Annotated in this window: 19 protein-coding genes; 15 read left to right on the forward strand and 4 right to left on the reverse strand. The window is 70.2% G+C overall.

What is annotated here, in order from left to right; genetic code table 11:
* The first annotated feature begins 19 nt into the window (after nucleotides 1-19).
* Complete coding sequence (locus MQP27_RS06310) at nucleotides 20-538, forward strand: MarR family winged helix-turn-helix transcriptional regulator (RefSeq protein ID WP_242762068.1); 519 nt, start codon at nucleotides 20-22, stop codon at nucleotides 536-538.
* Between the two features lie 63 nt (nucleotides 539-601).
* Here the strand turns inward: MQP27_RS06310 and MQP27_RS06315 are convergent, their stop codons facing one another.
* From MQP27_RS06315 to MQP27_RS06325, 3 genes are read right to left on the reverse strand one after another with little or no spacing between them, the layout of a single operon-like run.
* Nucleotides 602-1309 (reverse strand): maleylpyruvate isomerase family mycothiol-dependent enzyme, encoded by a 708-nt coding sequence (locus tag MQP27_RS06315; protein WP_242762069.1) that lies wholly within the window; start codon nucleotides 1307-1309, stop codon nucleotides 602-604.
* Nucleotides 1309-2157: a fumarylacetoacetate hydrolase family protein gene (locus tag MQP27_RS06320; protein WP_242762070.1), complete on the reverse strand. Its 849-nt coding sequence runs from the start codon at nucleotides 2155-2157 to the stop codon at nucleotides 1309-1311. The genes MQP27_RS06315 and MQP27_RS06320 overlap by 1 nt, the downstream gene beginning before the upstream one ends.
* Entirely contained in the window at nucleotides 2154-3323 is a 1170-nt protein-coding gene (locus tag MQP27_RS06325; protein WP_242762071.1) for a cupin domain-containing protein, read from the reverse strand. Before MQP27_RS06325 ends, MQP27_RS06320 begins: the two co-directional genes overlap by 4 nt.
* A 134-nt stretch (nucleotides 3324-3457) precedes the next feature.
* Between MQP27_RS06325 and MQP27_RS06330 the strand changes: the two genes are divergently transcribed.
* A complete protein-coding gene (locus tag MQP27_RS06330) occupies nucleotides 3458-4234 on the forward strand; it encodes an IclR family transcriptional regulator (RefSeq protein WP_242762072.1) in 777 nt (258 codons plus the stop codon).
* Nucleotides 4235-4256: 22 nt separating this feature from the next.
* Here the strand turns inward: MQP27_RS06330 and MQP27_RS06335 are convergent, their stop codons facing one another.
* Nucleotides 4257-5249 (reverse strand): LysR family transcriptional regulator, encoded by a 993-nt coding sequence (locus MQP27_RS06335; protein ID WP_242762073.1) that lies wholly within the window; start codon nucleotides 5247-5249, stop codon nucleotides 4257-4259.
* Between the two features lie 71 nt (nucleotides 5250-5320).
* On the opposite strand from MQP27_RS06335, the gene MQP27_RS06340 reads away from it, so the two are divergent.
* The 13 genes from MQP27_RS06340 to MQP27_RS06400 are packed head-to-tail and all read left to right on the forward strand — an operon-like array spanning nucleotide 5321 to nucleotide 18631.
* Nucleotides 5321-6259 carry a VOC family protein gene (locus tag MQP27_RS06340; RefSeq protein ID WP_242762074.1) on the forward strand — a complete coding sequence of 313 codons (939 nt, stop codon included), beginning with the start codon at nucleotides 5321-5323 and terminating at the stop codon, nucleotides 6257-6259.
* 37 nt (nucleotides 6260-6296) lie between these two features.
* Nucleotides 6297-7700, forward strand: coding sequence for an aromatic ring-hydroxylating oxygenase subunit alpha (locus tag MQP27_RS06345; protein WP_242762075.1), 1404 nt, complete (start codon nucleotides 6297-6299; stop codon nucleotides 7698-7700).
* Nucleotides 7697-8230 (forward strand): aromatic-ring-hydroxylating dioxygenase subunit beta, encoded by a 534-nt coding sequence (locus MQP27_RS06350; protein WP_242762077.1) that lies wholly within the window; start codon nucleotides 7697-7699, stop codon nucleotides 8228-8230. The genes MQP27_RS06345 and MQP27_RS06350 overlap by 4 nt, the downstream gene beginning before the upstream one ends.
* Complete coding sequence (locus MQP27_RS06355) at nucleotides 8227-8427, forward strand: ferredoxin (RefSeq protein WP_242762079.1); 201 nt, start codon at nucleotides 8227-8229, stop codon at nucleotides 8425-8427. The genes MQP27_RS06350 and MQP27_RS06355 overlap by 4 nt, the downstream gene beginning before the upstream one ends.
* A 3-nt stretch (nucleotides 8428-8430) precedes the next feature.
* Entirely contained in the window at nucleotides 8431-9636 is a 1206-nt protein-coding gene (locus tag MQP27_RS06360) for an NAD(P)/FAD-dependent oxidoreductase (protein ID WP_242762080.1), read from the forward strand.
* Between the two features lie 35 nt (nucleotides 9637-9671).
* Nucleotides 9672-10499: an SDR family oxidoreductase gene (locus tag MQP27_RS06365; RefSeq protein ID WP_242762082.1), complete on the forward strand. Its 828-nt coding sequence runs from the start codon at nucleotides 9672-9674 to the stop codon at nucleotides 10497-10499.
* A gap of 2 nt (nucleotides 10500-10501) precedes the next feature.
* Nucleotides 10502-11650: an alpha/beta hydrolase family protein gene (locus tag MQP27_RS06370; protein WP_242762086.1), complete on the forward strand. Its 1149-nt coding sequence runs from the start codon at nucleotides 10502-10504 to the stop codon at nucleotides 11648-11650.
* Between the two features lie 9 nt (nucleotides 11651-11659).
* The gene (locus MQP27_RS06375) at nucleotides 11660-13756 is read left to right on the forward strand and encodes a hydantoinase/oxoprolinase family protein (protein WP_242762088.1); all 2097 of its coding nucleotides are present in this window, start codon (nucleotides 11660-11662) and stop codon (nucleotides 13754-13756) included.
* Between the two features lies 1 nt (nucleotide 13757).
* On the forward strand, nucleotides 13758-15941 hold the full coding sequence (locus MQP27_RS06380; protein WP_242762097.1) for a hydantoinase B/oxoprolinase family protein: 2184 nt from the start codon (nucleotides 13758-13760) through the stop codon (nucleotides 15939-15941).
* Nucleotides 15938-16840: a beta-keto acid cleavage family enzyme gene (locus MQP27_RS06385; RefSeq protein ID WP_242762099.1), complete on the forward strand. Its 903-nt coding sequence runs from the start codon at nucleotides 15938-15940 to the stop codon at nucleotides 16838-16840. Before MQP27_RS06380 ends, MQP27_RS06385 begins: the two co-directional genes overlap by 4 nt.
* Nucleotides 16837-17229, forward strand: a complete 393-nt coding sequence (locus MQP27_RS06390) for an acyl-CoA thioesterase (RefSeq protein WP_242762101.1) — start codon at nucleotides 16837-16839, stop codon at nucleotides 17227-17229. Before MQP27_RS06385 ends, MQP27_RS06390 begins: the two co-directional genes overlap by 4 nt.
* A complete protein-coding gene (locus MQP27_RS06395; protein WP_242762103.1) occupies nucleotides 17229-17987 on the forward strand; it encodes a CoA transferase subunit A in 759 nt (252 codons plus the stop codon). Before MQP27_RS06390 ends, MQP27_RS06395 begins: the two co-directional genes overlap by 1 nt.
* The gene (locus MQP27_RS06400; protein WP_242762111.1) at nucleotides 17984-18631 is read left to right on the forward strand and encodes a CoA transferase subunit B; all 648 of its coding nucleotides are present in this window, start codon (nucleotides 17984-17986) and stop codon (nucleotides 18629-18631) included. The genes MQP27_RS06395 and MQP27_RS06400 overlap by 4 nt, the downstream gene beginning before the upstream one ends.
* Nucleotides 18632-18783 lie beyond the last annotated feature (152 nt).

The raw sequence follows: 18783 nt of genomic DNA on the forward strand, positions 1-18783 counted from the left end.
ATAGTTCACCAGCTAACAAATGGCGAATGAGAAGGCGAGCCGCATGTCCTCCTCCCACTCCGACGTGAGCGCCCGGTGGGCCGAGCGCCATCCCGGGCTGGACACCTCCCCCATGGAGGTCGTCGCCCTCCTCAAACACGCGAACGGCCTACTGGGACGTTCCGTCGAACCCCTCTATGCGGGTGCCCCGCTCACCGCGCCGGAGGTCGACATGCTCATCCCCCTCCGCCATGCCGACGATCCGGTCATCGCCCGCAGCCTCGCCGAACGCCTGGGCATGTCCCGCGCCGGGGTCAGCAAGACCCTCGCCAAGCTGGAAAAGCGGGGCTTCATCGCGCGCACCCCCAACCCCGCCGACCGGCGCGCCGCTCTCGTCACCATCACCGAGCCCGGCGCCAAGGCCGTCGATGAACTCTTCCCCCGCCAACTCGCCGCCGAGGCGGACCTGTTGGCGGGACTCGGGGAAGATCGCGAGTGGGTGCTCAAGGCGCTGGGCAGACTTGTGGAGGCCATGGAGTCCCGCGCAGGCCACGCCTGACAGCGGCGAAGAGCTGCTCAGCCCCGTCGAGGGAGACACCTGGGATGTGACCCGTCCCAGCGGTCAGAGCCAGCGAGTCAAGGTGGGGGCGGGCCCGCCATCGACGGCCGTGAGGACGTGCTCGCGTCCGGTGAGGTAGGCGGTGATCTCATGGACGGGACCGGCGAGCACGGTCGGCTCCCCCTCCCCCGGCAACTCCCAGGAAGCAGCCGTGTCCGTTGCCTCCAGGCGCAGCGCCGGGCCGTGCTCCTTGGTCCGCTTGGCCACGACGTCGTACCCGAGCGCGGCGAGGAAGCCGGTGGGCAGGTCGGCGAAAGTCAGGCCGGTGCCCAGGTCGACCGCGTGGACGCACACCTCCCGGGAGCGCATCCAGGGCAGTTCGGTCGCGGGCACGGTACGGCCCTGCGCCGTCACGACCAGGGACTGCCACTGCGCATCGTCGAGTGAGGCCATGGCAGCGGCCAGCGCCTCCGCGGAACGGCGCAGCCACGTGGCCAGTTCGACGGCCACCATCCCGGCGCCCCGTTCGATGCCTGCGGCGCGTTCCTCGGAGGAGGTGTACATCGGCGTGCGCTCGCCGGTGGCTGCCCAGTGGACGAGGTTGCCCAGGGCGTCGGCGTTGGCGGCGACGTGCGCGACCAGGTGCTTGCGGGTCCAGCCGGGCAGCGCGCTCGGCGCGTCCAGCCCGGCGTCGTCAAGGTCCGCGGCTTGCAGGAACAGGGCGGTGCCGAACTCAGCCCAGCTACGAGCGTCGTCGAAGGTTCGGGACATCAGGCCGACTTCTCCTTGACCACCCGGTTCTCCAGACGGCCGATGCCGCCGATCTCGGCGACGACCGTCTCACCGCCGAGAAGGTAGCGTCCCGGCTTGCGCGCGTGCCCGACGCCTCCGGGGGTACCGGTGGCGATGATGTCGCCGGGGTTGAGGCGGGTGGTCGTCGAAATGTACTCGACCAGGGCGACCGGGTCGAAGAGCAGGTCGGCGGTGGTGTCGGACTGCATGACCTCGCCGTCGACGGTCAGCCGGACGTCCAGGGCGGGGCGAACGCCGCCGGGCAGTTCGTCGGGGGTGACCAGGTAGGGGCCGACCGGTGTGCTGGAGTCCCACATCTTGCCCTGGAGCCACTCACGGGTGCGGAACTGCCAGTCCCGGCAGGTGATGTCGTTGAGCACGGTGAATCCGGCGATCGCCCGTTCGGCCTCCTCGCCCCGGGCGCGGCGCACCCGCGTGCCGATGACCACCGCGAGCTCCGCCTCCCAGTCGAACTGGTCGGTCTCCTCCGGGCGGAGGATGTCGTCGCCCGCACCGATCAGCGCGTCGGCGAACTTCGCGAACAGAGTGGGGTGTTCTGGCAGGTCCCGACCCATCTCCTGGATGTGGTTACGGTAGTTGAGTCCGACGCAGACCACTTTCGAAGGCTGCAGGACCAAGGGTGCGTAGTCGGCGCCGTCCACGGCGTACGTCTCGGCGTTCGCGACGGTGGTCGTGGCGGCACGCTCGGCCCAGTCGTCCTGGCCCAGCAGGGTTCCGACGTCCGGGACGCCGAGGTCGACCAGGGCGTCGCCGTCGAGCCGTACGGCCCTGGTCGTGCCAGCGGTACGGAGGGTGGCGAGCTTCATCGGGTGGTTCCTTCCACGTGGGTGCGATCGAGCCCGAGGGCCTCGAAAATCGGGGAGTCGCTGAAGCGGAACAGGTCCAGGGCCCCGGAGTCGGAGTCGCTGGTGCCCGCTTCGGAGCGCACGGACAGCGGCTGCCAGGACGGCACGACGAAGAGGTCGCCGCGCGTCACGGACCAGGACTCCTCCCCGACGGTGACGGCGCCGGAGCCGTCGAAGACCTGGTAGACCGACGAGCCGGTCTCGCGGATCGGCGCGGTCTCGGCGCCGCGCGCGACCCGGTGCATCTCGGCGCGCAGGGTGGGGAGCACGTCGGCGCCGGTCGACGGGTCGCTGAAGCGAACGGCCGCGTGGCCGGGCTCGACGGTGCCGGCGAAGCCTTCGGCCTCCAGCGCGAGTTGGTCGTTCAGCGCTCGGTCGGTGTGCTCCCAGCGGTACGCCAGCAGGGGCGTGCCAGGAGATGGTTCGGGGGCCGAGACCGGGCGCAGACCTGGATGCCCCCACAGCCGCTCGGCTCGCGAACGGTCGGGGGTGGCGTGCTCAGCCGCGCTGATCTCGTCGCGGCCGAACTCGAAGAACTGGGCTTCGTTCGCGTACTGGAACGGGATGTCGAGGCCGTCGATCCAGGCCATCGGCTCGGTGGTGGCGTTGTGATGGGCGTGCATGTTCCATCCGGCCTGCGGCAGGAAGTCGCCGCGTCGCATGGCCACCGGATCGCCGCCGACGACCGTCCACACACCCTCGCCCTCGACGACGAACCGGAAGGCGTGTTGTGTGTGCCGGTGCTCCGGGGCGTCCTCCCCGGGCATGAGGTACTGGATGGCGGCCCACAGTGTGGGCGTGGCGAACGGCCGGCCGCCCAGCGAGGGATTGGCCAGCGCGATGGCCCGGCGCTCACCACCACGACCGACCGGGACGAGGTCGCCGGCCTGTGCCGCGAGCGCCCGCAGGCGTTGCCAGCGCCACACATGTGGGGTCGCACGTGAGCGTGGGTGTGCCGGCATCAGGTCCCCGATCTCGGTCCACAGCGGGACGAGGAGTTCCTGTTCGAAGCCCCGGTACAGCTCTTCTAGTGCCGGGGTGACCTCGGGCTGGCCCTCCGCGGAAACGGCTTGCAGCCGGACGGGGGAACCCAGGGCGGTGTCTGGGGCGAGGGAAGACTGAGTCACGGACGACAGCGTGCGCCGGGCTCGTCCACTGGACATGTAGATTCTGGAGAGCAGAACCGTGGGCCGGGCCGCGAGGTCGGGCCAGAACAAAGGCGCACCGGGCGCAAGGCCGGAAGGCCGCACCGGGAGGCCCTGTGGACAAGCCGCTCAAAACGCCACCGCCGTACCCCATCGCGAGCGTCGACCATGCGCTCAGGCTGGCGACGATGCTGCAGTTGGAAGGCGGGGCGACTGTCTCGCAGATCGCCGAGCGGCTGGGGGTCGCCCGATCCACCGCTCACCGACTCCTGGCCATGCTCGTCTACCGGGACTTCGCCGTACAGGACGAGGACCGCGTCTACCGTGCGGGACCCGTACTGGAACTCGCCGGTCACTCCCAGTCCCTCGTCTCGCGGCTGCGCGCGGCGGCTCTGCCTCATCTGCATCAGGTCGTGGGGCTTCTGGACGAGACCACGAACCTGATCGTGCGCACCGGAGACACGGTCCGGTTCATCGCCAGCGTCGAGTGCCGGCAGACGCTGCGGGTCGGTTCCCGGGAGGGCATGGTCTTCCCGGCCCATCGGACGACGGCGGGAGTGTTGCTGCTGGCCGACCTTCCCGACGAGCAACTGGACGACCTCTACGCCCGCGAGCGCTATCGCGATCGGCCCGACGATCGCCCCGACCTCTCCACATTGCGGAACGAGCTGAGGCGCATTCGCCGCAACGGGTTCGCCGTCAATCAGGAACGGTCCGAACGCGGCCTCGTCGCCGTCGGAGTGCCGGTGCGCGACCGGGAGGGCACCGCGCTGGCCAGCCTGGCCATTTCCATGCCCAGCGTGCGCTACGACCGGCATCGCCTCCAGCCGCTGGTCGCCACCCTGAACGCCGCGGCGCGCGCTGCGGAGAAGGATCTGACCGAGCAGCGGTGAGCTCCCGACCGCGGGACAGGGCTCAGGGACGGCTCGTCGGTTCCTCCTCGGCCAGCCTGAGCAGGCACTGGCGGAACCAGCGGTGTCCGGGATCGCGGTCGGTGCGGTTGGTCCACGCCATGATCTCGGTGATCGGCTGAAGCTGAGGGATCGGCGGTTCGAGCAGGCGGATCCCCGCGGCCTCTCCGATCCTGCGCCCGAGCCGCTCGTGGACCAGCGTGATCAGCCGTGTACCGCTCAGCAGGAACGGCGCCATACCGAACCCGGCGGTGATCTCCACGTTGCGTGGCACGCCCAGGAAATCGAGCTGCATCTCCGACAGGCCCCGCAGATGCCCCGAGGAAGCGGCCAGGTAGGGAAGGCTCGTGAACTGCTCCAGGGTGATCTCGTCACCCACCTCGGGATGGTTCTTGTCGACGGCGACCAGATAGCGGTCCCGGAAGAGCACCCGGTGCGGGAACTGTTCGTGCTCCTCGAAAGCCTCCCTCGGCATCACCAGCAAGTCCGCCCGGTGCCCGCGGAGTTGGTCGGCGAAGTCGTCGCCGGTCGGGAAGATGTTCAACCGGATGCCGGGCGCCTCGACGGACAGCCGGGCGATGAGCGGCTGAAGGAACGTCATCGTCAGGTAATCGTTCGCGATCACCGAGAAGGTCCGCTCGGCCGTGGTCGGGTCGAACGCCTCACGCTGGGAGAGCACGATCTCGATGCCGGTGAGGAGCTCGCGCACCGGCCCGGCGAGTGACTCGGCCAGCGGTGTGGCGACCAGAACACGTCCCTCTCTGGTCAGGAGCGGGTCGTTGAACAGCTTCCGCAGCCGGGACAGCGTCGACGACATCGCCGACTGCCCGATCGAGAGCCGCTTTGCCGCTCTGGTCACACTCCGCTCGATCATGAGCATGTCGAAGGCGACGAGCAGGTTGAGGTCAACGCGTCGGAGATCCACGAGGCCAGAGTAATTGATTTCATCAATGCGCCGCATTGTCAGGAATTGTTTGATCGCGATGTCAGGCGTCACTACGTTCACGTTAACGACGCGTGAACTTGCACTTCATCGCCGCTGTCGTCGCCACTCAACGAGGAGACAACGTGACGAAGCCTCTGATCACCCACCTGCGCCATGTGGCGATCGCGGCCCCCGACCTCGACCGCCAGCTGGCCTTCTACCGCGACCTCTGGGGCCTCACCCCCGTCGAGTCCGAGACCGGCGTGCACTTCCTTGCCGCCGAGGGGTCCCCCGAGCAGTACATCGTCCGCCTGCGGAAGGACGACCAGAAGCGACTCGACCTGGTGTCGTTCGGGGCCGCCTCCGCGGCGGACGTCGACACCCTCGCCGCACGGCTGGCCCAGCAGGGCGTCCGCATCGTCCACGAGCCACGCAAGCTCGGCACACCCGGCGCCGGCTACGGCTTCCGGTTCTTCGACGGCGACGGACGCGTGGTCGAGGTCTCCTCGGACGTCGCCACCCGGAGCTTCCGGACGATCGAGGCCCGCGAGTCGATCCCCGTCCGCCTCTCGCACTTCGTGGTCAACTCCGACAACCCCGAGGCGACCGTCGACTGGTACGTCAAGCACCTCGGCTTCAAGCTCTCCGACACGCTGTGCCTCGGCGCCCGCGGGGACTTCATGTGGTTCCTGCGCTGCAACGACTGGCACCACTCCTTCGCCGTCGCCCGTGGTCCGCACGTCGCGGTCCACCACCTCTCCTTCGAGATGCGCGGGATCGACGAGTACCTGCGCGGCACCGGCCGGATGCTGCGCGAGGGCGTCCAGCACATCTGGGGCCCCGGCCGCCACAAGGCCGGCGACAACACCTACTCCTACTTCCTGGACCGGGTCGGGAACTGCGTCGAGTACACCACCGAGCTGGAGACCGTCGACTGGGACCGGCACCACCCGTCCGTCTACGACGTCACGAAGCCCGACTTCATCGACCAGTGGGGCACGGCGAACCAGATGAACGAGTTCGTGGCCAAGCAGCAGTTCAACGACCCCGACCACGGTGTCTTCGTCGCACCCCCGCTCTGAACCGGCTCTGAACCCTCCCGTGAACAGGAAGTCAACGATGACTCTCACGAACGAACCCCCGTCGTCGGCGCCCTTCTCCACCCCGCTGGACGTGCTGCTCGACCGCGTCGAGCAGGACATGCAGGAGGATCTCGTCCCGGCCGAGATCTTCAACAACGACGACGTCTTCCGGGCCGAGATGGAGCGGATCTTCACCAACACCTGGGTCTTCGTCGCCCACGAGAGCGAGATACCCAAGGCCGGCGACTTCGTCCAGCGCAGGATCGGACTCGACCCGGTCATCGTGACCCGCGACGGCAAGGGCGGCATCAACGTGCTGTCCAACTACTGCCGCCACCGCGGCACCCAGGTGTGCCAGACCGACGCGGGCAACTCCCGCTTCTTCACCTGCCCCTACCACGGCTGGACCTACGCCAACGACGGCCGGCTCGTCGGCACGCCGCTCATGAACCGCGCCTACGGCGAGCCGTTGGACCCGAACCAGTGGAGCCTCAAGCGCGCCCCGAGGGTCGAGAACCGCAAGGGCTTCGTCTTCGCCTCACTGTCCGACGACGTGCCCGAGCTGGAGGAATGGCTCGGCGGCGGCGCCTGGATGCTCGACCTGATAACCCAGCTCCACCCCGACGGAATGCGCGTGGCGGGCCCGCCGGAGCGATACACGGTCAACGGCGACTGGAAGACGGCGGGCGAGAACTTCGCCGGCGACGTCTATCACCTGCCGACGCTGCACTTCAGCGTCCAGGAGGTCGACCTGATCCAGGGCATCCAAGGCACCTGCGAGATCGGCCGGACCTACGAGTTCGAGAACGGACACACCTTCATCGGTCACGCCTGGACCGAGGCGATCCACCCGGGCTTCACTCTGTGGGGCTACCCGGACGAGTACAAGGAGCGGTTCGACCTCAGCGGCCTGGACGAGACCCAGCGCTTCGTCGTCGACCACCAGCCCCCCACCGTGGGCACCATCTTCCCCAATCTCAGCTTCATCCGGATCTTCTCCCCGCTCCCGGACGGCCCGCCGGCCGTCATGACCAGCTTCCGCCAGTGGCAGCCGGTCGCCCCCGGCAAGCTCGAACTGTGGAACTGGCAGTTCGTGTGGAACTTCCAGGACGAGGAGTCCGCACAGCGCGACTACGTCGGCGGCCAGTACTGCTTCGGTTCGGCCGGGCTCTACGAGCAGGACGACACCGTGGCCTGGGAGGGCGTGGCGCGCGCCGCCGCCAGCCCGTGGATGCGCAAGGAACGGCTGAAGTTCAACTACCAGCAGGGCCGCAACTCGCCGGTCGACGACGCTCCGGACCCGGACTGGAGGGGACCTGGCGTCCACCGCAACAGCGGTTACGGCGAGCACGTGCAGTTCAACTTCCTCTGCCAGTGGCTCCGCATGATGAAGGGCGAGAGCGCCACCGGCAACGGGACCACCGAAGGGACGCAGGCATGACCGCCGCCGCCGAAGCTCCGGACACCCTCACGGTGGACACCGCGACGTACACCCTGGTGGCTCAGTTCCTCGCGCACGAGGCGCGGCTGCTCGACGAGGGACGCGAGCAGGAGTGGTTCGAACTGCTCGACGACGACCTGCTCTACACCGTGCCGTCGCGTCAGTCGACCGAACCGCGCGACATCGAGGTCAACCGCTCCGCGTGGCGCATCCGGGACACCAAGGCACACGTGCGGACGCGGCTGGACCGGCAGAACACCGGCCACGCCTACTCCGAGGTGCCCCCGTCGCGCACCATGCGGCTCGTCGGCAGCGTCGAGGTCCATGCGACCTCCGAGCCCGGCGTCGTCGCGGCGCACAGCTCGCTGCTGCTCTACCGGCAGCGCGGGATCGACGTCCACTTCGACCTGATCCCGTGCCGCCGCAACGACCGGATCCGGCTCACGGCCGCCGGTCCGCGGCTCCTGACCCGCGAAGTGATCCTGACCGAGACCAGCCTCAAGACCGCCAACCTGGGGGTGTTCCTGTGACCAGCGTGACCGTCGACCCCGGGCGCTGCACCGCCTACGGAATCTGCGTCGGCATCCACCCCGAGGTGTTCGCCGTGCCGCCCGGCAGCCCGCTCACGGTCGTCACCCGCGACGTGCTGACCGAGGACGACCTGGAAGACGTACGGGAGGCTGTCCGGGCCTGTCCGGCGCAGGCCCTGCGCCTGGTCGAGGGCTGATCCGTGGGACGGATCAACGACGGCGTCGTGATCGTCGGCGCGTCCGCGGCGGGGCTGTCCGCAGCCGACGGGCTGCGCGAGGTCGGGTACACCGGCCCCCTCACCGTGCTCGACGAGGAGGCCGAGCCGGGGTACGACCGGCCGATGCTCTCCAAGAGCCTGCTGGCCGCCGAGGAACACTCCGCACCGGCTCCGCTGCGGACCGAGGAGCACCTGGCAGCCAGGGGAATCGACCTGCTCGCCGGCCACGGAGCCATGGGGCTGGACATCGATCGCCGCCTCGTGGTCACCAACTGGGGCGAGGCGATCGGCTGGCGGCACGTCGTCGTAGCGACCGGCGTCACGGCCCGCCCGATGGTGACGGCCGGCGGCACCGCCCTGCCGACCCTGCGCACCCGTGCCGATCTGGCCGCCGCCAGGCGGCTCGCGACGAGCGGGCGTCCGGTGACGCTGATCGGCGGCGGGTTCATCGGCCTGGAGGTGGCCTCGGCGCTCCGCTCGCGCGGCGTCGAGGTGACCCTGCTGTGCGCGACCGGACTGCCCCTCGCCGGAGCCCTCGGGGACGAGGTCGCCGGCTGGCTGCACGGTCTGCACCTGGCGAACGGGGTCCGCTTCGAGCTCGGCGCCGCCACCGTCTCCGTCAAGGAGACGGCGCGGGGCCACGACGTCCGTCTCGCCGACGGGCGGGTGCACCGGGCCACGAGCGTGCTCGCGGGAATCGGCGCGGAGCCGGCCACCGACTGGCTGATCGGTTCGGGCGTCGAGCTCGACCACGGCGTCGTCACCGACGCGGCCGGGCGGACGAACGTCGAGGGGGTGTGGGCCGCCGGTGACATCGCCGCCCGCCGGGACCCGCTCCACGGCCGTCACCGGCGCTTCGAGCATTGGACCCACGCCGTCGAGCAGGGCCGACGGGTCGGTCTCAACATCGCCCGCGGCGAGGCCACCGCCTACGACGCCGTGCCCTACGTCTGGACCGAGCAGTTCGGCCTGACCCTCCACCTGCTCGGCGAGCGCCGCCCCGGCGACACCGACATCGTCGTCGAGGGCTCCGTCTCCACCGGCGACTTCGTCGTCGTCCACGGCGCCGGCGACGAGCTGCACGGCGCCACCGTCTGCGGCCGCGTCCGCGCCCTGCGGACGTACCGGAAACTGCTGCGCGCCGGCGCCTCTCTGAACGACGCCCTGGGCGCGGCGGCGTCCGCCTGACCTCCTCTCTTCGACTCCCCCAGCAAGGACCCACCATGCAGATGCTCGACAACCATGTCGTCCTCGTCACCGGCGGCGGCTCCGGCCTCGGCCTCGGCCTCGCCCGCCACTTCATCGGCGAGGGCGCGCAGGTCGCCGTCATGGAGATCTCCGCGGACAAACTGGCCGACCTCAAGGCCGAGTTCGGCGACGACGTGCTTCTCGTCCAGGGTGACGTCACCCGCACCGAGGACCTCCTCGCCTGTCGGCAGGCGGTACTGGACCGCTTCGGCCGTATCGACGCCCTCGTCGGCGCACACGGCATCTTCGACGGCAACATCCCGCTGCGCGACGTACCCCTGGACCGGGTCGAGTCGCTGTTCGACGAGGTGTTCCACGTCGACACCCTCGGCTACATCCTGGCCGCCAAGGTCTTCGTCGACGACCTGGAGAAGACCGGCGGCGCCATCGTGCTGACCTCCTCCACCGCGGCCTACGCCGCCGACGGCGGCGGGCTCTTCTACACCGCCGCCAAGGGCGCCGTGCGCAGCGTGGTCAACCAGCTCGCGTTCGAGTTCGCGCCGAGGGTCCGGGTCAACGGCGTCGCCCCGTCGGGGATCGCCAACAGCCAGCTCCGCGGCCCCCGCGCGCTCGGACTGGAGAACAACAAGCAGTCCGACATCCCCAAGGAGGACTTCGAGTCGCAGTTCCTCACCCTCGCGCTGCTGCCCACGCTGCCGACCCCGGAGGAGTACGCGCCGCTCTACGCCTACCTCGCCTCCCGCGCCAACACCACCATGACCGGCCAGACGATCGTCGCCGACCAGGGCGTGTTCAACCGCGCCGTGATCAGCAACGGCGCCGCCGACCGCGTCGGGAAGTGACCATGTTCCGCTACTTCCCGACCAACTACGTGTGGAGCCTGTCGGTCAGCATCGCCATGAACTGCGGTGGCCAGATCGGCGAGGTCGAGCAGATCTGCGCCCCGCTCGCCGACGCGGCCAAGGACGGCGACGACGCCGGCACCGAGAAGTTCTTCCGGTCGTGGTGCGACTTCGCCGACGGACTCGTCCGGGGCGCCGAGCGGGATCTCGCCGAGGGGCATCCGCTGTCGGCCGGTGCGCGCTACGCCCGCGCCTCCGTCTACTACCTGGTCGCCGAGCGCATGCAGAGCCGTCACTACGCGCCGCGCGAGACCGCCTACCGCAAGTCCGTCGAGACGTGCCGGCTCGCGATCGAACACGGCGGGGAACGCGCCGAGTTCGTCGAGGTCCCCTACGAGGGCACTTCGTACCCCGCGCTGTTCGTGCCCGCCGACGGTGAGCCCCCGGCGGACGGCTACCCGGTGATGGTCTTCTGCAACGGCCTCGACTCGATGAAGGAGATGCTGTTCCGGCTGGGCCTGCCGAGGGAGTTGGCGCGTCGCGGCATCGCGACGCTCTGCGTCGACCAGCCCGGCACCGGCGCCTCGCTGCGCGAGCGCGGACTGCACGCGGTCCACGACAGCGAACGCTGGGCGAGTGCCGCGGTCGACTACCTGGAGACGCGGCCGGACGTCGACGCCACCCGGATCGGCATGAGCGGTGTCTCGCTGGGCGGCTACTACGCCCCGCGCGCGGCCGCGTTCGAGAAGCGCTTCAAACTCTGCGCGGTCTGGGGCGCCAACCACAACTGGGGCGAACTCCAGAAGCGCCGCCTGCAGCGCGAGGGCGAGAACCCCGTGCCGCACTACTGGGACCACGTCCAGTGGGTGTTCGGCAAGGACGGCCTCGACGACTTCATGGCGTTCGCCCCGAACATGACGCTGGAGGGCGTGGTCGAGCGGATCACCGTCCCCTTCCTCGTCACCCACGGCGAGGACGACCGGCAGATCCCCATGGAGTTCGCCGTACCCGAGTACGAGAACGCCGTGGGCAGCCCCGACCGTCACTTCAAGGTGTTCAGCCGCGCCGAGGGCGGTGCGTCGCACGCCGGCGCGGACAACGAATCCGTTCCCGCGCACTACATCGCCGACTGGGTCGCCGACCGACTCTGAAAGGGAGCCATGACCACTCCATCCACCGCCTCCGGCTGGGCGATCGGCACCGACGTCGGGGGCACGTTCACCGACCTGTGGCTGCGGTCCCCGGAGGGCGAGTCCTGGGTGTGCAAGTCCCCCACCACGTCCGACGTGGTGACGGGCGTGATCGACGCCGTGCACCTGGCCGCCGGGACCGTCGGTCTGGACACCGGCGAGCTGTGCTCCCGGGTGACCCGGTTCGGGCACGGCACCACCGTCGGCCTGAACGCGCTGCTGACCGGACGCTCGGCGAGGACCGGGCTCATCACGACCGCCGGCTTCGGCGACGTCCTGGAGATAGGCAGGCTGCGTCGCGGCACGGCCGGGCTGCAGGGCCTGGACCTCGGCGACTACCATCTGCGCGGCCAGGTCCCGCCGTTGGTGCCCCGCACCCAGGTCGTCGAGATCACGGAGCGCGTCGACGCGGACGGTGTCGTCCGCACCCCGCTGGACGAGGGCAGCGTGCTCGACGCGATCGGCAGGCTGCGGGAGATCGGGGTGGAGGCCGTCGCCGTCTGCCTGCTGTGGGCCACCGAGAACCCGGCCCACGAACTCGCCGTCGCCCGGCTGGTCGAGGAGAAGCTGCCCGGCGTCTTCCTCTCCCTCTCCCACGAGATCGCCCCCTCGGTCGGCGAGTACGCACGCGCATCGACCACTGTGGCGAATGCGGCGCTAGGGCCGGTCCAGGGGCGCTACCTCACCCTCCTTGAGGAGCGGCTGGCCGCCCTCGGCATGACCGCCCCCATCATGATGACGACGAGCGCCGGCGGCGTGGTCCCGGCCCGGACGGTCACCGAGCGGCCGGTGTCGAACCTGCTCTCCGGTCCGGCGTCCTGCGTCGTGGCGGGCCAGAAGCTCGGCGCCGAACTCGGCACCCCGCACGTCCTGACCATGGACGTCGGCGGTACCAGCTTCGACGTCGGCGTCATCGCGGGCGGCGTCGCGCTGATGAGCGACGAGGTCACCTTCGGCGGCGCCGACATGCGCGTGCCGAGCATCGACATCGCCTCGATCGGCGCCGGCGGCGGATCGATCGCGGCGGTCGAGGGCGGCGCGCTCGGCGTCGGACCGCGCAGCGCCGGTGCCGAACCCGGCCCGGTCTGCTACGGCAAGGGCGGCACCGAGCCGACGACCACCGACGCCGACCTCGTCCTCGGGGTGCTCGACCCGGAGCAGTTCGGCAGCGGGGGCATCGTCCTGGACCGCGAGGCCGCGCGGCGGGCCATCACGGACAGGGTCGGGGCGCCCCTCGGGCTGAACGCCGTCGAAGCGGCCCGGGCGATCCGGGTCGTCTTCGACAACGCGATGGCCGACCTGCTGCGCGCCGTCACCATCGAACGCGGCCACGACCCGCGGGAGTTCACCCTGGTCGCCGGTGGCGGATCCGGGCCGTCGCACGCGTGGGCGCTGTGCCGCGAGGCAGGCCTGGCCGGCTTCGTCGTGCCGCCGACCGCGACCGCGCAGTCGGCCTTCGGCGCCGGCACCTCCGACCTCAGGACCACGGCCTCCCGCACCTGTTACCGGCGCGTGCTCGCCGAGGTCGGCCCGAGCGACCAGGACGCGCGGGTCGTCGCCGACGCGCTCGACGACACCCGGGCGCGCGCCCTCGCGGCCCTTCCCGACCCCGGGGTCGGCACGGTCACCCACACGGCGTCCATCCGCTACTTCGGCCAGGCCCACCACGTCGACGTCACCGTTGCCGCCGCACCCGACAAGGACGCCGCCGCGGAGCTCCTCCTCTGCTTCGAGAAGGAGTACGAGCAACTGTGGGGCAAGGAATCCGGCTTCCGGGAAGCCGGGTTCGAGATCCTCTCGGTGCGCTCGGTGGCGGCCCTGCCCGCAGCCGACGCGGACGGCCACGGCACGGGCGAGCCCTTCACCCGGCTCGGGACGCGCCCGGTCGTGTTCGACGACGCCGACCGGCCCGACGAGACCGCCGTGTACACCGTCCGCCGTCCGGCGGCCGGTCAGGAGATCGCCGGTCCCGCGCTCGTCCAGCTCCCCGGCTGTGTCGTGGTGATTCCCCCGCGCGGGGTCGCCACCACCGACGCACTCGGCCTCATCCACGTGAAGGTGAACTGACATGACCGTCGCGATCGACGTCGCCCCCGTCTCCCCGGACGGCGCGAGCACGGACCAGGTGATCCGCCAGGTCGTCCGCAGCCGCCTCGTCGCCATCACCGACCAGATGCGGCTCGCGCTGCAGTCCGTCAGCGGCAGCCCGACGGTGACCGAGGCGAGCGACTTCTTCACCGGCATCTACCTGCCGGACGGCGCCTTCGTCACCATGGGGCACCAGGTGACCTTCGAGGCGCCCCCCGTGGGGTCGCTCATCCGGCACCTGCTGAGCAACGGCACCAAGCTCAAGGACGGCGACCGCATCATCGGCAACGACCCGTTCATCGGCGCACTGCACCAGAACGACGTGCAGATGTGCGCGCCGCTGATCGTGGACGGCGAACTGCTCGGCTGGGCCGGTGTGATGGCCCACGAGACCGACATCGGCGGCATGGACTTCGCCTCGTGGTCGCCCAAGGCCACCGAGGTGTGGCAAGAGGGTTTGCGCATCCCGGCCGTCAAGCTGGTCGACGGCGGTGAACTGCGCGAGGACGTCCTGGAGATGATCCTCACCGCGTCGCGCCTTCCGGACCAGGTGGGCCTCGACATCCGGGCCTTCATCGCCACCCTGAACGTCGCGGCCGAGCGGCTCACCGACCTCTCCCACCGGTACGGGAAGTCCACCGTGCTCTCGGTGATGCACACGATGGTCGACGACGCCGAGGCCCTGGTGCGCGCGCGGCTGCGCGAGCTGCCGGACGGGGTCGTCCACACCCGCGACTTCCTCGAACACGACGGCAAGCAGAACCTCCTCTTCGTCATCGACTGTGTGCTGACCAAACGCGGTGACAGTCTGCACTTCGACTTCTCCGGTTCCTCGCCGCAGGCGAACGGATTCGTGAACTCCTCGCGGGCCGGCCTGGCCGGTGGCGTCGCGGGTGCGGTGATCCCCACCCTGGGCTTCGGCATCCCGTGGAACGAGGGCCTGCTGCGCCCGGTGGAGATCTCGGCGCCGGACGGGCTGGTTTGCACCGCGGTGCCGCCGGCGCCGGTCGGGTCGGCCACCGTCGAGGCCGTCTGGACGGTCAGCAACGTCGTCTCCGCGGCGCTGAACCGGCTGCTGCTCGCCTCGCCGAAGTACGCGCACCGCGCCCAGGCCGTCAGCAGCGGCACGATGGCGACGTTCAACCTCTCCGGCCGCGACCGGCACGGCAAGGTGTTCGGCCTGCATCTGATGGACCCGCTGGCCGGCGGCTTCGGCGCCTTCGCCGACCACGACGGCCAGAATGCCGCCGGACCGATCAACGCGCCCTGCCCGTCGATCGCCGACGTGGAGGTCAACGAGCAGAAGACCCCGCTCTTCTACCACTACCGGCGTCTCGCCCCCGGCACCGGCGGTGCCGGTCGCCGCCGTGGCGGTCTCGGTGCCGAGGTCGGCATCACCGTCTCCGTGCCTCAGGCCGAGGCGCTCGTGATGACGCACGGCGCCGAGGTGCCGAACTCCGTCGGACTCGGCGGCGGCCTGCCCGGCGCCATGGTCAGCCAGCGCTTCCGGGCCGCCGGGGAACAGCCCCGGGACCTCGGGCCGAAGCCTGGCTCCTTCCCGATCACCCCGGCCGACCTGTTCGAGGTGACCTGGCAGGGCGGCGGCGGCATCGGCGACCCGCTCGACCGCGACCCCGCCGACGTCCTGGACGACATCCGCTACGGCCTGGTCACCGAGGTGGAAGCCCGGGAGAGCTACGGGGTGGTCCTCGCCGGGGACGGCGGGTCGGTCGACGCGACCGCCACCGCCGCCGCCCGCCGGGAGCGGCGCGCCGCCCGGCTGGGCGTCGAACCGGTCGCCGTCATGGACCCGGTGGCGGTCACCGACGCGGTTCCCAGCGACGCGGTACGGCTGGGCGACCGGCTGCTTCTGGTCAAGGACGCGGCCACCGGGCGATTCCAGGTGCGTACGCCCGAGGGCGTCGTGCTCTCCTCCGGCTCCACCAAGTGGCGTGAGGGCGCCCACCGATTCGCCCTGACCCTGCCACCATCCGTCGGCACGGCCCTCCACTCCGACCTGGCGGTCACCGGCTGGGCCTGCCCGAGCACCGGAGCCCTGCTCGCGGTCGACGTGCATCTGAGCGGCCACGAGCCGTTCCACGATCTCGAACTCGACCTCGCCTCTTTCGAACGCACCGGCACCACCGCGGGAGACCACCGATGAGCCGCAAGATCATCCTGACCATCGCCCCGACCGGCGGCATGGCCACCAAGGAGCAGAGTCCGTACCTGCCCGTCACTCCGCAGGAGATCGCCGACGACGTGGCCCGCTGCTGGGAGATCGGTGCCAGTGTCGTTGCCGTCCACGCCCGCCGCGCGGACGGGCTCGCCACCTGCGATCCCGACGTGTACTCCGAGATCAACTCGCTGATCCGGGCCCGGACGGACATCGTCATCAACAACTCCACCGGCGGCGGCATCCACGGCGACATGCCGGTCCAACTCAATGACGAGCTGTGGGAACTCGACTGGCACCAGCGGATCAAGGGCATCGAGGGCGTGGGCTGCGAGATGGCCACCCTCGACTCGCACACGATTACAGCCAGCACCCCCGACCGGGAGTACCTCGTCACCACCACGCCGAAGCGCTCCCGCTGGCTGCTGGAGGAGATGACCAAGCGCGGCATCAAGCCGGAGTGGGAGGTCTTCAACCTCGGCCACATCCTGTCCGACTTCACCACCCTGACCGCCGAGGGCCTGGATTCCCGGCCGTACTACTGCAACATCGTGCTCGGCGGCCAGCGCGGATTCCAGGGCGGTCTGCCGTACACCCCGAAAATCCTCCAACTGCTCGTCGAGCACCTTCCCGAAGGAACGGTGTGGGGGGTCTCGGGCATCGGGCCGACCCAGCTCCCGGCGACGACCCACGGCCTGCTCCTCGGCGGCCACATGCGGGTCGGCCTGGAGGACAACCTCTACTACTCGCGCGGCCGGCTTGCGACCAACCTCGAACTCGCCGAGCGCGCCGTGCGCGTCATCCGTGAACTCGGCTACGAGATCGCCAGTCCGAGCGAGGCACGCGAGATGCTGGGGCTCAAGCAGCTCGACGAGGTGGCGGCATGAGCGTCCACAGCGCGTCCGGCGTCGTCGCCTGGTCCGACACCGATGCCTCCGGCCGGTTCCATTACTCCGCCGCGTACCGGTGGGCGGAGAACACCGAGCACGCCTTCTACCGTTCGGTGATGCCGGACATCGACATCGGCAGGTTCCCGCGTCGTGCGACGGCGGCCGCGTACGAACAGCCGCTCAGAGCCGGTGACTCGTACACCGTCCGCCTCGATGTCGAGCACGTAGGGAACTCCTCGATCGCCTATACCTGGACTGTCGTGGGCCCGTTGGGCGTCTGCGTGCACGGTGAGCACACCGTCGTCCACGTCGACGCCGAGGGCCGCCCGGCACCGCTGCCCCCGGCGCTGAGGGAACGGCTCGCCGCGAACGCGGGGAGGGCGTGATGGACAAGGTCGTGGCCTCGGCCGCCGAGGCGGTCGCCGACATCCCCTCGGGCAGCACCCTCGCCGTGGGCGGCTTCGGGCTGTGCGGCATCCCGGCGGTGCTGATCCAGGCCCTGCTGGATTCCGGTGTCGACGAGCTGGAGACGGTGTCGAACAACGCCGGCGTCGACGACTGGGGGCTGGGCATCCTGCTCAGCGCGGGGCGACTGCGCAGGGTGGTGGCCTCCTACGTCGGGGAGAACAAGGAGTTCGCCCGGCAGTACCTCGCCGGTGAGCTGGAGGTCGAGCTGACTCCACAGGGAACGCTCGCGGAGCGGATGCGTGCCGGCGGCTCCGGCATCGCGGCGTTCTACACCCGCACCGGTGTCGGCACCCAGGTCGCCGAGGGCGGCATCCCGTGGAAGTACGGCGCCGACGGCACCGTCCAGGTGATCTCCCCGGCCAAGTGGGTGGAGCCCTTCGACGGCGTCGACCACGTCCTGGAGTACGCCATCGTGGCCGACTTCGGGCTGGTGCGGGCCTGGAAGGGCGACCGCCACGGCAACCTCGTCTTCAAGGACGCGGCCCGCAACTTCAACCCGCTGGCGGCGATGTGCGGCCGGGTCACGATCGCCGAGGTCGAGCACCTGGTCGAACCCGGCGACATCGACCCCAACGAGGTCCACGTCCCCGGCGTCTACGTCCACCGGGTCGTCGCCCTCACCACGGAGCAGGCTGCGGAGAAGCGGATCGAGAAGAGGACGGTACGCGCCGAATGAGTTGGACACGGGAGCAGATGGCCGCACGCGCGGCCCTGGAACTCAAGGACGGCGACTACGTCAACCTCGGCATCGGGCTTCCCACGCTCATCCCCAACCACGTTCCCGATGGTGTGGAGTTGGTGTTGCAGTCGGAGAACGGCATCCTCGGCACCGGCCGTTACCCGACCGAGGACGAGGTCGACCCGGACCTCGTCAACGCCGGCAAGGAGACGGTGACAGTACGCCGTGGCGCGAGCTTCTTCGATTCCGCGACGTCCTTCGGGATGATCCGCGGCGGCAAGATCGATGTTGCCGTCCTCGGCGCGATGCAGGTCTCCGCCACCGGCGACATCGCCAACTGGATGATCCCCGGGAAGATGGTCAAGGGCATGGGTGGGGCGATGGATCTGGTGCACGGCGCGAGGAAGATCGTCGTCCTGATGGAGCACGTGGCCCGGGACGGCAGCTTCAAGATCGTGGAGGAGTGTTCTCTGCCGTACACCGGCAGGGGCGTCGTCCATCGGATCATCACCGACCTGTGCGTACTGGACGTCACAACTGACGGCCTGTGCCTGGTCGAACTCGCCCCGAACGTCACCCTTGAAGAGATCCGAGCCAAGACCGAACCCGCGGTGCGCTCGCTGTCGGCGCCGAAAGCCTGAACTTCGTTCGGGCCACCTGCCAGTGCCTGCCCGAGGGGCCTTCGGCTTCGGGGCCCGATTGAGGCCCCGAAGCCGAAGGCCCCTGGCTGCAAGATGATCGATCCCAGCGGTCAGTGGCCAACGGTCCCGACACAGGAACCGGGGTCGCCCCG

It is taken from the genome of Streptomyces cylindrosporus, assembly GCF_022698165.1.
In the GTDB taxonomy this organism is placed as follows: Bacteria; Actinomycetota; Actinomycetes; order Streptomycetales; family Streptomycetaceae; genus Streptomyces; species Streptomyces cylindrosporus.

What these genes read in the sequence shown, in the direction of transcription:
- MQP27_RS06350 (WP_242762077.1), top strand. Translation starts at nt 7,697, where the DNA reads ATGACCGCCGCCGCCGAAGCTCCGGACACCCTCACGGTGGACACCGCG.
- MQP27_RS06370 (WP_242762086.1), top strand. Translation starts at nt 10,502, where the DNA reads ATGTTCCGCTACTTCCCGACCAACTACGTGTGGAGCCTGTCGGTCAGC.
- MQP27_RS06345 (WP_242762075.1), top strand. Translation starts at nt 6,297, where the DNA reads ATGACTCTCACGAACGAACCCCCGTCGTCGGCGCCCTTCTCCACCCCG.
- MQP27_RS06395 (WP_242762103.1), top strand. Translation starts at nt 17,229, where the DNA reads ATGGACAAGGTCGTGGCCTCGGCCGCCGAGGCGGTCGCCGACATCCCC.
- MQP27_RS06315 (WP_242762069.1), bottom strand. Translation starts at nt 1,309, where the DNA reads ATGTCCCGAACCTTCGACGACGCTCGTAGCTGGGCTGAGTTCGGCACC.
- MQP27_RS06385 (WP_242762099.1), top strand. Translation starts at nt 15,938, where the DNA reads ATGAGCCGCAAGATCATCCTGACCATCGCCCCGACCGGCGGCATGGCC.
- MQP27_RS06320 (WP_242762070.1), bottom strand. Translation starts at nt 2,157, where the DNA reads ATGAAGCTCGCCACCCTCCGTACCGCTGGCACGACCAGGGCCGTACGG.
- MQP27_RS06365 (WP_242762082.1), top strand. Translation starts at nt 9,672, where the DNA reads ATGCAGATGCTCGACAACCATGTCGTCCTCGTCACCGGCGGCGGCTCC.
- MQP27_RS06390 (WP_242762101.1), top strand. Translation starts at nt 16,837, where the DNA reads ATGAGCGTCCACAGCGCGTCCGGCGTCGTCGCCTGGTCCGACACCGAT.
- MQP27_RS06310 (WP_242762068.1), top strand. Translation starts at nt 20, where the DNA reads ATGGCGAATGAGAAGGCGAGCCGCATGTCCTCCTCCCACTCCGACGTG.
- MQP27_RS06375 (WP_242762088.1), top strand. Translation starts at nt 11,660, where the DNA reads ATGACCACTCCATCCACCGCCTCCGGCTGGGCGATCGGCACCGACGTC.
- MQP27_RS06400 (WP_242762111.1), top strand. Translation starts at nt 17,984, where the DNA reads ATGAGTTGGACACGGGAGCAGATGGCCGCACGCGCGGCCCTGGAACTC.
- MQP27_RS06380 (WP_242762097.1), top strand. Translation starts at nt 13,758, where the DNA reads ATGACCGTCGCGATCGACGTCGCCCCCGTCTCCCCGGACGGCGCGAGC.